11 protein-coding genes are annotated in these 13,188 nt (G+C 49.1%); 6 read left to right on the top strand and 5 right to left on the bottom strand.

The window, feature by feature from the left end; translation table 11 throughout:
• Positions 1-8: 8 nt before the first annotated feature.
• The 3 genes from SGRA_RS10030 to SGRA_RS10020 all read right to left on the bottom strand — a co-directional run bounded on the left by SGRA_RS10030 (position 9) and on the right by SGRA_RS10020 (position 3,099).
• Positions 9-1,085: an SIMPL domain-containing protein gene (locus tag SGRA_RS10030; RefSeq protein WP_015692563.1), complete on the bottom strand. Its 1,077-nt coding sequence runs from the start codon at positions 1,083-1,085 to the stop codon at positions 9-11.
• A gap of 158 nt (positions 1,086-1,243) precedes the next feature.
• Positions 1,244-2,431, bottom strand: coding sequence for a hypothetical protein (locus tag SGRA_RS10025; RefSeq protein ID WP_015692561.1), 1,188 nt, complete (start codon positions 2,429-2,431; stop codon positions 1,244-1,246).
• A complete protein-coding gene (locus SGRA_RS10020) occupies positions 2,431-3,099 on the bottom strand; it encodes an ABC transporter (RefSeq protein ID WP_015692560.1) in 669 nt (222 codons plus the stop codon). Before SGRA_RS10020 ends, SGRA_RS10025 begins: the two co-directional genes overlap by 1 nt.
• Positions 3,100-3,531: 432 nt before the next feature.
• Between SGRA_RS10020 and SGRA_RS10010 the strand changes: the two genes are divergently transcribed.
• From SGRA_RS10010 to SGRA_RS10000, 3 genes are read left to right on the top strand one after another with little or no spacing between them, the layout of a single operon-like run.
• Entirely contained in the window at positions 3,532-5,226 is a 1,695-nt protein-coding gene (locus SGRA_RS10010) for a PQQ-binding-like beta-propeller repeat protein (protein WP_015692558.1), read from the top strand.
• 60 nt (positions 5,227-5,286) lie between these two features.
• Positions 5,287-5,703 carry a hypothetical protein gene (locus SGRA_RS10005; RefSeq protein WP_015692557.1) on the top strand — a complete coding sequence of 139 codons (417 nt, stop codon included), beginning with the start codon at positions 5,287-5,289 and terminating at the stop codon, positions 5,701-5,703.
• A gap of 59 nt (positions 5,704-5,762) precedes the next feature.
• A complete protein-coding gene (locus SGRA_RS10000) occupies positions 5,763-6,350 on the top strand; it encodes a DinB family protein (RefSeq protein WP_015692556.1) in 588 nt (195 codons plus the stop codon).
• A gap of 53 nt (positions 6,351-6,403) precedes the next feature.
• On the opposite strand, the gene SGRA_RS09995 is transcribed toward SGRA_RS10000, so the two are convergent.
• Both SGRA_RS09995 and SGRA_RS09990 read right to left on the bottom strand, forming a co-directional pair.
• A complete protein-coding gene (locus tag SGRA_RS09995; protein WP_015692555.1) occupies positions 6,404-9,457 on the bottom strand; it encodes a glycosyltransferase family 39 protein in 3,054 nt (1,017 codons plus the stop codon).
• Positions 9,458-9,816: 359 nt separating this feature from the next.
• A complete protein-coding gene (locus SGRA_RS09990; RefSeq protein ID WP_015692554.1) occupies positions 9,817-10,890 on the bottom strand; it encodes a glycosyl transferase family 28 in 1,074 nt (357 codons plus the stop codon).
• 222 nt (positions 10,891-11,112) lie between these two features.
• On the opposite strand from SGRA_RS09990, the gene SGRA_RS24265 reads away from it, so the two are divergent.
• The 3 genes from SGRA_RS24265 to SGRA_RS09980 all read left to right on the top strand — a co-directional run bounded on the left by SGRA_RS24265 (position 11,113) and on the right by SGRA_RS09980 (position 13,050).
• On the top strand, positions 11,113-11,238 hold the full coding sequence (locus tag SGRA_RS24265; RefSeq protein WP_015692552.1) for a hypothetical protein: 126 nt from the start codon (positions 11,113-11,115) through the stop codon (positions 11,236-11,238).
• Between the two features lie 125 nt (positions 11,239-11,363).
• The gene (gene galE, locus SGRA_RS09985) at positions 11,364-12,407 is read left to right on the top strand and encodes a UDP-glucose 4-epimerase GalE (RefSeq protein WP_015692551.1); all 1,044 of its coding nucleotides are present in this window, start codon (positions 11,364-11,366) and stop codon (positions 12,405-12,407) included.
• Positions 12,394-13,050 (top strand): hypothetical protein, encoded by a 657-nt coding sequence (locus tag SGRA_RS09980; protein ID WP_015692550.1) that lies wholly within the window; start codon positions 12,394-12,396, stop codon positions 13,048-13,050. The genes galE and SGRA_RS09980 overlap by 14 nt, the downstream gene beginning before the upstream one ends.
• Positions 13,051-13,188: the final 138 nt, after the last annotated feature.

The raw sequence follows: 13,188 nt of genomic DNA, 5'->3' as shown, positions 1-13,188 counted from the left end.
TCAACTTCTTAATTAGTTTCGGGAATAACGGTGGTATTGGGCTGAGGGCGGGGCGCTTGGGGCCGTTTCTCCTTAGCCTTTTCTACTTTTAGCAGACGCATATCGCCCTGAGGCGTAATCCAAATAAACTCTTTTTCTCTTTCAATTTTGACTTCTGGGGCTGGTTTTTTCAGTTTAAAAGCAAATTGGAGATGGTACATAAACTGCACAGCGGGCTCTTGAATTTCTGGGTTCAGGATAATTTCAAAATCATTGTAGGGCATGGGCGCATAGTACTGCGTTTGGGCCTTTTCCTGAAGGTCTACCCGGCTTTTTCCATCTAGTGAAGGGCTAGAAAAAGCCTGATAGCTGGCATATCGTTCGGCGGGATAGACCGCGCCTTCGGCCTCGGCCATACGGCGGCTAGCCAGATCCAGTTCTAGGCCTATTTTTTCTAGTTCGACCATCTCGCGCATCAAATAGGCTAGGGCCTCTTTGCGGAGCTCCTCATAAACGGCGGCGGTATTCTCTACAAAATACTCCACCTTGGCCAAATCATAGATTTCCACTTGGGCCGCAGCCGATACAATGGCCCCTAATTGGGCTGCATTGCGGTAGCTAACATGCACATTTTGCTGCATTTCAAAACCCTTTGGGACCTCATTATAGGTTTTGGGGCTAAATAGCTTTTTCTCCTCTTCTAGTTCATAGACGGGCACAAAAGAAAGCATATCTAAGTGAATATCTTGCTCAGCAATGCCCAAGGCTTGCAGTTTGCGCTTAAAATTGCGAAAGCGTTCTTGCAGCAGGCGGTCGGTTTCTTCTGCCGTTTTGCCCAACTGCCGAATATTAAAGATGGCCAAATAGCTGCTTGCTTTTTGGTTGGAGAGTGCACGGACCTCTAGCAGCACCTCATCATGGCTAAAAAAGCTGGCCCTTGGCAAATCGCCCTCTGGTTGTAAGAGAGGCGCTTGATAATTAGAGTTGGACTTGGCCTTATAGTTATAGTTGCCTTTGGAGCGGCGGGCATTGCCTCTTGCCTGGCCAAAAACAAGCCCTTGGCCCAAAAAGAAGCAGGCCAAAAAGAGGAAGAATGAATAACGCATGCTTTTCTATATTTTGGGGCAAAAATACAAGAAAAAATGGGATTCTCGTCTATCCTACTCCTCCTTGCGCCTTCTCTGCAAGGCTTATTTTGCGCTATTTTTCTCTAATCGCCGCATATTTTGCGGCGATTAGGCCCTTTTTTCGCCGCAAAGCCCAATTAGGCCCCAAAACGGGCCAGTTTCTGCCGCAGCAGGCCAAAATTCAAGCGGGCCAAAAGCAAGGCCCAAAACAGGCTGCTCAATTGGACCAAGAACAAGGGGCCTAGCGTTAATTTTCTAGCCAAAAGGGCCTTGAAAAAATACAGCTGATTGGCCAAAGGCAAAATGGCCTTTCCCCAGCTCAAACCGCCAGTACTAAAGGTCAATAGGACAAATAAAAGCAAAACCAAGAGCAACAAAAAAGCGAGGGTCCAGCCTCCCAACTTCTTAATTAAGAGGTATAAATTGAGCCAAAAGAAGGCCGAAACACCCAAAGAAAGCCCCATTCCCCAAAGCCGAACGCTAGGCAAGAGCTCTCTCAACTGAATAAGCAGAATATCGGCTAGGCCTTCTTGATCTTGGCCCAAGGCCAAAGCAAAACCCAATAAGGCCAAAGCCATCATCAGCCAGAGATATAGGGTTCCTAGCAACTGCATGGCCGCATAAGTCTGCCCCAACGGTTGCCGCAATTGCTGCAGGCCTCGCCAAGGCGCAGCGCCAAAAAGCAAGGGGTTAATTTGAGCGAGGCCCAAAAGGAGCAACAGCAAAAAGCCTAGGGCAAAAAGCAGGGCCAAGCCCTTGCGCAACTGCCGAAAAAGCTGCCGAATTTGGTCCATTTGGTTGCTTTGATTGCGCTCATTTAGCTCAATTGGGCGACTAGCTGTGGGCGGCAAATTGGCCGCAGCCAAATTCTTTTCTACCCAATAGTTTTCATAATCTTTAAGCACTTCCTTAAAGGGCCCCAAGGCCGCCGGCCGGCCCGAGCTATAATAATACAACTGCAACTCTACGGCTTCGCCCCGCAACAAACTGCTGTCCATATCTTCGGCTAAAGCCAAAGCGAGATCAATTTGGCCTTTTTTCAGAGCGCTTAGAGCCTCTTTTTGGTCCAAGCTATCAATTAGCGAGAAATTGAGGTGTAGATCTAGCCCCTCTCTTAGCTCGGGGGCAGCAGCAGTATCGCCCAGCCAAGCAAGTTGATAGACCTCCTCACTTTGGGCGGTTAATTGTTTTTTTGCCTGCTCTGCCAATTGGTCCACAAAAGCGGGAAAGCCCAAAAAAGGCAGACAAAAAGCCAGTAAAAGCAGGGCATACAGCTTCCAGCGGCCCAACAAACTCAGGCCGTAGCTCCATAAAATATATAGCATTAGTCGGGATAATTTTGGCGGTCAAAAATGGCTTGTTCTGGGGGAAGTTTAGACAAAGGCAGCAGCTGGCCTTTTCGCCAAAGCCACTGTTTTTCTGGCCCAAAAAGGGCTTGGCTATCGCTTTGGCTGCTCCAGAGCAGGAGGCCATAATGCTGCTTTTTGGCCAGCTCTAGCAGTTGTAAAATGGGCCAAGCTTCGGCGGGGCTCAACTGGGCAAATGGGCGTTCCAACAAATACCAACTGACGCCTCTTTGCAGGCCCAAAACGATCTGCAGGGCCCATTTTTGCTCCTCCCCCAACTGCTCCATTTTACGATTGGGCGCAAGGCCCCATTCCTCCAAACGGTGGGCGGCCCAAGGGCGCAGCCCTTCTAATCTGGCCCAAAAACGCAAGACCTTCATCACGGTTTTTTCTGGACCAAAATCAAAGTCGCTATACAAATGCTGAAAGGCCCATCGTCGGTGCGCCAGGCTCTGGCTGCCCTCCCATAAAATCTCGCCCTGCTGTGTTTTTCGGCTGCCCTGCAGCAGCTCCAAAAAGGCCCGCAATTCGGGAGATTGGGCATTGCCCAGCAGCAAATACTGTCCTTTTGGCCAGGCGATACCGTCCATCTTCAGTCGGGGGCCTTTGGGCCCTAGGCGGTAATCTAGCCCATTTATTTCTAGCATATTTTTCTTATTTTTTTGATTTGGGGCCCCCGCAGCTATGCTGCGGCGCTATGCTTCGCCGCTCGCAGGTCTGCTCGGCCCTGCAGCCGCCTTTGGCGGCTTTGGTCTGGCCCTTTGGGCCACGGCTGCGCAGCGCTGGGCCGCTCATCCTTTATTTTCACTTTGGGCATTTTGTTTCCAGCCCTTTGGTCCAACTGCGTCTAGAGGCGGCGCAGCCGCCGGCTTAGGGATGGATAGGGGTGGCCCGCAGGGCCAGACCGAGCTTTTTGAGCAAAGCGAAAAAAGCGAAGGGCCGAGCAGGCTTGCGAGCCCCGGCACAGCCCGACCCGAGGCCCGCAGGGCCGAAGGGGAAGCCCCAAAATAATCATCACAAACAGGAAAATAGTTAGTATTTTGCGAATCGAATTGATTCTTAGTATAAAAAATAACGAAATGCGTTCCCCTTTAGCCATTATTCTGGCCATTTTGGGCCTTGGCGGCCTTGCTGCAGCAGCCTATTTTATGGACCTACCCGCCTACTTTGTACAAAACAAAGAAGTGATTAGCAGGCCAGATAGCAGCGGCATAGATAGTCTGCCCAGGCCCCTTTTTCCCGACCCCAACCGCATTGATTTTGTGGATGAAGAGGGCGATAGCTTCTCCATTGAACTGGTCAATCCCACCTATTTGAGCAATGAGCGGCGGAATTATTATGGCGATAGTTTGCCCGACAAACTAGACATCATTTGGCAACTTACTTTAGGTTCTGGAAAAACCCAGGTTGGGCGCACCATTAAGAACTGGAGTGGAGCGGGTTGGACCGGCCAGCCCTTGATTGTGATTGAAAATGGCAAAAAATATATTATTCAGGGCGCCTTTGACCATCGGCTTAAAAAGATCGACTATGAAACGGGGGAAGTCCTTTGGCAATACCGTTTTGATGATGTGGTAAAAGGAACGGGTAGTCTTTGGATCAACCATAATGCAGATTCGCTCAAGGATCGGGTTTTGGTTTTGCAGGGGACCAGAGCGGGCGGCAAGCTCAATGCCCCCATTGTAGACTGTTATCGGGCCATCTCTTATTTTACGGGAGAAGAGCGTTGGCGAGTAAACTCGCCCAGAACCCGTTGTTATAGCCGAGATGTAGATGGTTCGGCCTTAATTATTAACGATACCGCTTATTTGCCCTTAGAAACCAGCATTTTCACTGTTTTCAATCCAGACCCCAAGGCGGCAAAAATGAAAGACGGGCTTTTGCAGCCTGAATTTTATCGTTTTCAGGACACCTTATACCGAGACATTGATGCTAGCGTACATGGGGGCAATGTCGTTTCGGAAGCCTCTCCCGTTCGTTTGAGAGACCATATTTACCTAGCTTCTGGATCGGGTCGAGTTTGGGGCTACAACATGAAAAAGCCGGGCATGGACTGGGAATACTTCATTGGCTCGGACATTGACGGCTCGCCAGTAGTGACCGACGACAGCTGTATTTTAGTTTCTGTAGAGAAGCAATACATCAAAGGGCAGGGCGGGATTCTCAAGCTAGACCCCAGCAAAAAGCCCGAAGAAGCCACCGTTTGGTACATGCCCGTAAAAAACCGTCGGTTTGTGGGTTGGTTAGGCGGAGTGATTGGGACCGCGGCCACCAATGAAGCGACTCGAGTGAAGGGGCATCCGCATATTGGGGCCACCATTGGCATTGACGGCTACACCTACTTCTTTGACCTCAATAAACTCGATACCCAAAAAGTGACCCTTTTTGATGGCGAGCGCAAAGTAGCCACCCCAAAAGTCTATTACAAACATCGGACGGGGCCAGCCATTGCGAGTCCGATTATTATTGGCAATCGGGCGGCGGTGCCCACCTATCAGGGCTTCTACCTCTTTGAGTTTGACAAAGAGATGAACTTCAAGCTACTCGACAAGCAAGAATTTAGTGCCGAAGCGACTCCATTTGTGGACCAGGGGCGTATTTTCATTGCTTCTAGAGACGGCAACCTCTATTGCTTGGGCCGTAGTAGTGCGCCCACAAAGCGGGTCAACTCCATTTATGGCAAAACAGAGGTTAATCCGAGAAATGGCAAGCTCAAGCGCTATTGGAAAGGCGAACTACAGCCCTTGGAAGGAACAAAAGAGGGACAGAAATAAGTTGTTTTTTTGTATTATAGGAGATTGACCATTTTGATGAACTAAAAAAGACAGAATTCTATGTTTCTATTAGCTTTAGCGGGAATTGTTTCTGGCCTTTTGGCGGCCTCTAACTTTGTCATTGAGCGTTTGCCCGATGCCAAAGACATCATTGAGAAACTCAGCCCCTATCAGGCCATGATTGGCTTAGTTGCCCTTATCTTGGCCGCCCTTCGATTATTCAGTCTATTTGGCGGCAATAGTCAAGTCTCGATTCTTAGCTATATGATGGCTTTGGGTTGTGTAGTTGCTACTATTGTTGTGGGCTTTTTGCTTAGTTACCCCATGATCAATAAATTTATTGCCGAGCAAGATGAAACTGGAAATGCCAAAGAAAAGGCGGAAATGCTTCGTAAGAAGTTAGCGCCTTACCAAGTCACAGCTGGCTTAGTGAGTATGGGGACTGGCGTCTATTTATTGCTAGCAAGCATCCTCTAATTGCTTTTGGGCCATGGCAGGCCTTTACCTTAGGGTAAAAGGCTATTTAACAACCAATTATGAAAAACAAAACACAAAAAGAGCTTCTACAGGAGTTAGATCGTTTGCTGAGGCGTTTATCAGAAATTGTAGAGCGGGATTTTGCCAGCCTCAGTCCACAGCAATTTAACTGGAAGCCCAGCCCAAAGAGCTGGAGTATAGGAGAATGCTTAGATCATCTCAATATTATTTCGGCCTATTATGCAGGGCCATTGGAGCAGCTCCTCAAAAAGGGGCGCAAGGCCAAAAAGCCCAAAGCAGAATACTATAAAGCGGGGATTTTGGGCCGTCGTTTTCTGCAGAGCGTACAACTCAATGAAGACAATCAGTTAGGGTTAAAGATGAAAAGCCCTAAAGCCTATCAGCCTAGTCAGAGCCAATATGTACCGGCCAGTATTATTCAGCCTTATTTGGCCTATCAGGAGCAGTTTCGCGATTTTCTGGCCGATGCACAAGCCTTAGACATCAATCGTTATAAGTTGGGCATTGCCATTTTGCCCTTGATTAAGCTTCGTTTGGGGGATATGCTACGTTTTCTGATTTACCATAATGAGCGGCATATTGTACAGGCCCAAAGGGTACAACATCAGGCCGCTTTTCCACATTAAGGCATTGCCTAAAAAAGGCCAGCTAGATGATCATCTAGCTGGCCTTTTGCTTTTTATTTGGCGCCTTTTTTTCGGGCCATTTCCTCTTCATCTCTAGCCCTTCGGCTATTGTCGTCATACATCTTTTTGGCCTTGAGGGCAGGCTCAAAATTGGGGTCTACCGCAATGGCTTGGCCCAACAACTGATAGGCATCTACATGCTTGCCGGCTGTAGCCAAGGCCTTAGCTCTAAAATAGAGCTCATAGGGGCGGTTTTTGGCTTGCTGTGCCACTTGCACCGCAATTTGGTAACCCTGAGCGGGCTGTCCCCCATACTGATCAAAATCGGCCCAAATGGATAGGGCCTTATTGACATCCTTTTCTTCTTTAAGGGCCAAATTGGCTAAATGGAAATAGCCAAAGCTGTACTTGTAATTAAGCGTTGTGGCTCGCTCAAAGTAATAGCGAGCGCTATCGGGCTGCTGAGCATTTAGGTAATAAACCCCAGCCATGCCCAAGCCATTAACGTAATCATTGGCTAGGTTCCGCATACGGGTCAAGACGTTTTTCATCTCTTCCATTTTCCCTACCTGCGGATAATATTGAGAAAGGACCAACATGGCACTTTCATTTTTGGGGTCGGCTGCCAAGACTTCCTCTAAAAGGGCAATTCCTTCGGCATAACGCTTTTCTTTAAAGGCTTTTTGGGCCAGTTCGCCCTTTTTGTTTCCATCAGGAGCCTTACTCACGGCCCCCAAAGGAACGCCATCTACCTCTTCTAGATGCACCACCTCTGCAGGGGGCCAAGTTTCCGATTGTAAAAAGCCATGACTCACAAAACGAGAATAAGAAAGTAGGTAATCATAGCCCGTTTTTACCCGCTCATGATAGCGCACATAGCGCACCTTGACATTGGGGTAGTCGCTAAAGTAATGCGCTACAGGCTTAGCGCAGTTGGTGGCCACAATGACCTCCTCGCCGGCTTTTACCTTGGGCTCATTTTCAATCAACCAATCCGAAAGATTGCGCATGCAGGTCATCCAGTAGTCGGTTTCATAGTAGCCATAGGCTTCCTCTAAACCACCAAAAAACTCATTAAAATAGACATATTGATAAGGGTGGCTGCGGAACATCCAAGCGGTAGGCAGGGCCAAAAGCCCCACTACTCCAGCTATGGCCGCATAACGAACCGCCGCTGGCTTAATTATCCGAATAAGATTGAACCAGCCATAGGCCGCCGCCAAAACCAAAATGGGATAGATAAACAAGAAGTGACGCATGCCATCATACAGAGAAGACTCTTTGTATACTGCATAAGCCACAGGAAAAACGCCGGTAAAAAGGACCAAATTAAAGTAATAGGCCTGCTTTTTCCGAAATACCTTTCTAAAGAATAAGAAGGGCACCAAAGGCAAGCCCAAAAGCACTACAATTGGCGAGGAAATCCCCAACCAAGTCGGAATATAATACCAAGGTAACTGATCTGACCAAAGGTGCTTACCGCCCCAAAGCATCCGAATCCCCGTAGAAAAGTTGGTCATCTCGGAGAGCGACTCTAGGGGGTGGTTCATAATGTCTTCCTGCGCATAGGGCCAATACCAGGTTCCCATCCAATAACCTAAGCCCGATACGCCCAAGAGGATGGCCGCATAGCGAAACAGTTGCCCAATTTTAAATTGAGTGAGGGCCGGACGCAGTTGCGGGCATAAAACAACTCGACTCCCCATAAATAGGCCCAAATAGGGAATCAATAAGATTCCTCCAGAACGCATACTAAAGGTGATCCCCAAACCAAGGGCACTCATCAATAGGGCTCGGCTAGACGGACGAGGCAGTTGTTTGGTCAATATAATCATGTAGTAGATCCCCATCATATAGCCCATGGCAAAGGGAATATCTTTGGGGTTGTTCATGCTATGCCCAAAAAAACGAGGCGAAAGCGTGAGCAAAACTAAGGTCAGTAGGGCCATAGACCAACGACCAGAAAGAACTTTACCCAATCGAGCAGTAAATAAGATGGCCAAAAAGCCAAATAAGGCATTGAGCAAATGCCGAGTGTCATAGGTGTCAAACCAGCCCAGATATTTGTTGCACCAAGCCGCCAAATAATCAAAAAGACCCCCATAATAATGTAGGTTGCTTTGGTTCATACAAGCCCGATCTTTTCCATCCGACTCAAAGTAGGCCAACACATTATCCCCATAGGTTTTTTGCAAGACTTCATCTCCCGTAATGCCATACTGAAAGCTCAAGCCCGCCATAATGAAGAGGATGAGCAAGGCCGATACCGCATACAAAAAACGGTAAATCGTGGGCTCTTTGGCCAAGGCCTTACTGGCCTCGGTCCAAGGGTTGAGAAAGAAGTATTTTACTTTATTTTTGGGCCGAGCCAATAGGCCCGCAAAGGTTTTCTGCGCAATGCGCCCAATGCCCGTATCTCGCTGCTCGGCATGCTGCCAACGAATGGGCATTTCTTGAATAGAAATCCCCTCCAATTGGGCCATGAGCAAAAGGTCGGTCTGCTGCCCCGAAACCGTAAGCTGCGCCAATTGCTGCCCCAAGGCCTTAGCCATAAAATAAAAAGGCGCCTGACTATCTTGTAGATAGAGGGGCGTCCAAAATTGGAGGTAGCTGTTGTGGAGTTGGCTCAATAGTAAACCATCTTTGGCCTGCAATTTTTTAGAGTCCGCATGCTTACGGCTCCCCAAATAAATGGTATTGGCCGCCAAGGCTTCTTCCCGATTATCCATCCAGTCCAAAAGGTTAGTCAAGGCAATCCCCTGACTCCCATCTGCAAAAAGGAGGTCTTCTCCCTGCGCCTGCGCTACAGCCTGAGCAAATATAGCCGAGGGCGCTACTTTATCGGCCAAATAACGAACGTTTTCGCCTTCTTCTTCGGCCCATTTAGCCCATTCTGAAGCAGCCGCCTCATCGCCTAAGCTATTAAATAACAAGAGCTCTGGCGTAGTAGGCCAAGCTTTCTTAAAGGTCTGCCAGTCTTTTTTAAACTGCCCCAACTCACTGCCCGCAAGCAAGGGATAAACGACCGTCAATTGGCCCTTATAGTTAATCTTATAAGTTTTAAAGTTTGTGGGGGAAGGGCTCGCTTTTCTGTTCTTCTTTGCCATAGTTGTTGTTATCTGAAATAGCCTATAGCCTCATTTTGATCTATTTACCCAGAGGCCAATGGTCTTTCCATAAGTTAAGACTTAGAAAATGTAATATTACTGTTTTTCTTTCAATTTTCAGCATTCTCCAAAGTCCTTAAGTCCTTAGTTTCGCCGCTTTGTTCTCCCCAAAAGGCTTTATTTCTGTTTTTTTTATTTGGGGCTGCCCCTCCCTGCGGTCGGGTCGGGCTGTTTCGCAGCTCGCTCTTCGCTCGGCCCTGCGCCGCCTCTGGCGGCTGGGTCTGGCCTAACGGCCACTGCTGTCCATCCCTCAGCCGAGGCGCTGCGCGCCTTTGCGGCGGCTTTGCCGCCTGTAGGACCTACTGGGCCAAATCTACTAGTTCTGCAAAGAAGGGGGCCAAATCTATGGCTGCTTTTTGGGGCCAATTCGGAAGCTTTTGCTCTTTTTGGGCCCAAGCTTGGCCCACATCCAATTGCCCCTGTGCCTGCTGCTGCGCTCGGCCCTGTTGCCCTAGTTTTTGGGCCAGATATTCTTGTTCTGTTTGGCCTGGGGTGGGACAAAGCAGCATCGCCCCCGCCTTTAGCTGGGCCAAATCCATCAAACTGCTATAGCCTCCCCTCAATATGAGTAGCTGGGCCGAAAGCAGATAGCTAGAGAGCTCTCGGCCCCCTGCATAAGGCAAAATATGGGGATAATCTCCGCTCAGTTGCTCCCCCTCCTCCCCTATTTTCCCTCTAATGATTAGGCTTTTTTGGGGCAATTGGGCCAACTTTTGCCGCAACTCATTTTCTAAATACTGCCGCTGTGGCTCTGGTCCAGACAAAAGCGCAACGATCTCATAATCTTTCTGTTGAAGGGCTGTAGTGGGCAGCCTAGACAAAGGACCAATATAACGAATATTGGACCAAGGCAGGCCCTGCCCTAAGTCCCCCGATAAGTTCCCCTCTCCCTCATAATCAGGTAGCCAAATGAGCCGGTGCTTTTGTAGCAAATAACGGTTAATGGGCTGAAAAAGGGCCTTTTGCCAACTATAGGGAAAGGCTATCCGCAGCTGATGGCCCAAAAAGGCACTAGGCAAACTAGCCAAATAACATCCATAGCGATTATCATTGAGCAAGAGCGAGATCTGATATTTATTTACTAACTTCGGCAAGAGGGCTTGCTCCTTGGCCATGGCACGGAGAATCTGCGGCAGTTGTAGGGCCATGTTCCAACTCATATTTTGGCTGGGATACCGTATATTGTAGGCCGGCAACGCTATATGTGGCAAATTGGGAAACTGCGCTTGCCAAAGGGCCAAAGCCTCTCCTTCAGCGGCCAAATAAGGTTGCAAACCAAGAGCTATAGCCTTCTGAATGAGCGGAATACTTCGGCTGGCATGGCCCAAGCCCCAATTTAAAGCCGTAAATAGAATACGTTTTCGCTTTGGCATGGCGTTTATGGTTTAGCTAAGGAGGCGGCTTTGCCGCCTTGGCCCAAAGGGCCAAAATGGCCTAGCGATGTGAAAGGGGGGCCTCAGGCCAGACCGAGCCAGCAAAGCTGGCGAAGGGCCGAGCGAATAGCGAGCCCTGAAACGTAGCGCCCCGAGCCCTTGAGGGCGAGGGGAGGCCCCAAAAAAAAGGAATCATTTAGCTTGCGAATAAAACAGAAAAATATGAAAAAGCACAAAAAGCTTCTCTTCGTTTTTGCCCTCAGCCTCAGTCTGATGGCCTTATTGTCTAGTTGCCGAGCCAATCGTTGCGGTGGCTGCCCCACCTTCTCCATTTCTGCCAACTCTTAAAATACACCTCTTATGAAATCAGTGATTGTAGTTTTTGTTCTCAGTCTTTTTTTGCTCAGTTTGGGCAGCAGCTGCGTCTCTAAGCGCCAAGGTTGTCCCACGTTTAATAAAATCCAACTTCCCTAATGGCCAAAGTATTGCTTACCGGGGCAACGGGCTACATTGGGAGCCATTGCCTTTTGGAGCTCGCTCAGGCGGGCTATGAATTTATCAGTTTAGACAGCCATATTCGTTCATCACCTGAAATTTTGGGCCGTTTGGAAGACATCACGGGCCAGACGATTCGGCATTATGCAGTAGATTTGTGTGATGCGGAGGGGCTGGCCCAAGTTTTTTTGGCCGAGCCAGAAATTACTGCGGTCATTCATTTTGCGGCTTTAAAGAGTGTGCCGGAGTCAGTTGCTCAGCCTTTGCGCTACTATCAAAACAACCTGATGGGCCTTTGTCAGTTGTTGGAGCAGATGCAGAAGCATGGGGTCAAGCAGCTTATTTTTTCCTCCTCTTGCTCGGTTTATGGCAATGTGGAGCAACTGCCCGTGGATGAGCAAACGCCCATTGGGCGGGCCGAGAGTCCTTATGCTCGCAGCAAACAGATGTCGGAAGAAATCATTCGGGATTTTTTGCAGGCTTATCCAGAGCAGCAGGCCATTTTGTTGCGTTATTTTAATCCTGCGGGAGCGCATCCCTCGGGGCTATTGGGCGAATTTCCGCAAAAGCAGTCCTATAATTTAGTGCCTATTTTGATGGAGGTGGCCATGGGTTGGCGAGACGAATTTCAGGTTTTTGGCCAAGATTACGCCACTAGAGACGGCAGCTGCATCCGTGATTATATACATATTATGGATCTGGCCAAGGCCCACCGTTTGGCCCTGAGCTACCTGCAAGATGGCCGCAATGAAGAGCGCCTGGAAGTCTTTAATATTGGGATTGGCGAGGGCGTTACGGTCCTAGAGGCCATTCGGGCCACAGAGGCCGCAACCCAACAGCCCCTAAACTATCGTTTGGCTCCTGCTCGAGCGGGCGATGTGGCCGCCATTTATGCCAATTATCAAAAGGCCAAAGATCGTTTGGGCTGGACCCCCAGTTATGATATTGGGGACATCATGCAGTCGGCTTGGCGCTGGCAGCAGGTTTTGGCCGCAATTAAGGAAAAAAATGAAGTTCATTAAACTACTTTATGCGGTTCTACTTTTAGCCAGTGCGCCCTTATCGGCCCAACTATCTGATAGCTTGGGCTTTTTGCGTTTGGAGCAGCTTTTATACCAGCGCTTAGAACAGAGTAGTTTTAGCTTAGAAGAGCAGCAACTTTGGGACAGCCTTTGCGCCTGCCATTTTGCGGCTGGAGACAGCCTATTTATGGCCAATTTGCATCCGCAGGCCGATAAAATCATTCGCCTGTCTCCAGAGGCCCAGGCCCAATTGGGCAGTTTGGGCTGGCCCATCAGTCCCGGCCCAGCCTTGGGCAGTAGCTTTTTGCAAGGAGCGCAAAGGAATGTCGGCCAAGTCCAGCTAGACGAAAAAGCCCAGTTAGGGCGGCGCTATCGGCTGCTTCATTTTAGTAGTTTTTACCATTATCAGGGCCCAAATCCAGATATCCATCAGTTTAAGCCCTGTAGTTTTAAGCTCTATGCGGGCAAAACGGGCCCTTTGCGCCGTTTCTGGAAGGCGGCCAAAGCGAGGCGAGAAGATTGGGAAAATCTGGTTTTGCAGGTCTATGAAAACGGAGTGGTGGTCATTAGCAACAGCCATCATTATATTGGCAATAGCAGCTGGATGAGCCGAGACAATTTATTTTTAGTTCCGCTTTTTTAGGGGCTGCCCACTCGCTTCGCTCGGGTCGGGCCATTGCGCAGCTCGCAGGTCTGCTCGGCCCTGCAGCGCTTTCAGCGCTTTGGTCTGCCGCCTTCGGCGGCCCTGCTACAGCCCCTCAGCCAGATTTAATCGAGCTGC

This window comes from Saprospira grandis str. Lewin (genome assembly GCF_000250635.1).
Classification (GTDB): Bacteria; Bacteroidota; Bacteroidia; order Chitinophagales; family Saprospiraceae; genus Saprospira; species Saprospira grandis.
This window is presented reverse-complemented; position numbering and strand designations above follow the sequence as displayed.

What these genes read in the sequence shown, in the direction of transcription:
- galE (WP_015692551.1), top strand. Translation starts at nt 11,364, where the DNA reads ATGGCCAAAGTATTGCTTACCGGGGCAACGGGCTACATTGGGAGCCAT.
- SGRA_RS10010 (WP_015692558.1), top strand. Translation starts at nt 3,532, where the DNA reads ATGCGTTCCCCTTTAGCCATTATTCTGGCCATTTTGGGCCTTGGCGGC.
- SGRA_RS09990 (WP_015692554.1), bottom strand. Translation starts at nt 10,890, where the DNA reads ATGCCAAAGCGAAAACGTATTCTATTTACGGCTTTAAATTGGGGCTTG.
- SGRA_RS10030 (WP_015692563.1), bottom strand. Translation starts at nt 1,085, where the DNA reads ATGCGTTATTCATTCTTCCTCTTTTTGGCCTGCTTCTTTTTGGGCCAA.
- SGRA_RS09995 (WP_015692555.1), bottom strand. Translation starts at nt 9,457, where the DNA reads ATGGCAAAGAAGAACAGAAAAGCGAGCCCTTCCCCCACAAACTTTAAA.
- SGRA_RS10000 (WP_015692556.1), top strand. Translation starts at nt 5,763, where the DNA reads ATGAAAAACAAAACACAAAAAGAGCTTCTACAGGAGTTAGATCGTTTG.
- SGRA_RS24265 (WP_015692552.1), top strand. Translation starts at nt 11,113, where the DNA reads ATGAAAAAGCACAAAAAGCTTCTCTTCGTTTTTGCCCTCAGCCTCAGT.
- SGRA_RS10020 (WP_015692560.1), bottom strand. Translation starts at nt 3,099, where the DNA reads ATGCTAGAAATAAATGGGCTAGATTACCGCCTAGGGCCCAAAGGCCCC.
- SGRA_RS09980 (WP_015692550.1), top strand. Translation starts at nt 12,394, where the DNA reads ATGAAGTTCATTAAACTACTTTATGCGGTTCTACTTTTAGCCAGTGCG.
- SGRA_RS10025 (WP_015692561.1), bottom strand. Translation starts at nt 2,431, where the DNA reads ATGCTATATATTTTATGGAGCTACGGCCTGAGTTTGTTGGGCCGCTGG.
- SGRA_RS10005 (WP_015692557.1), top strand. Translation starts at nt 5,287, where the DNA reads ATGTTTCTATTAGCTTTAGCGGGAATTGTTTCTGGCCTTTTGGCGGCC.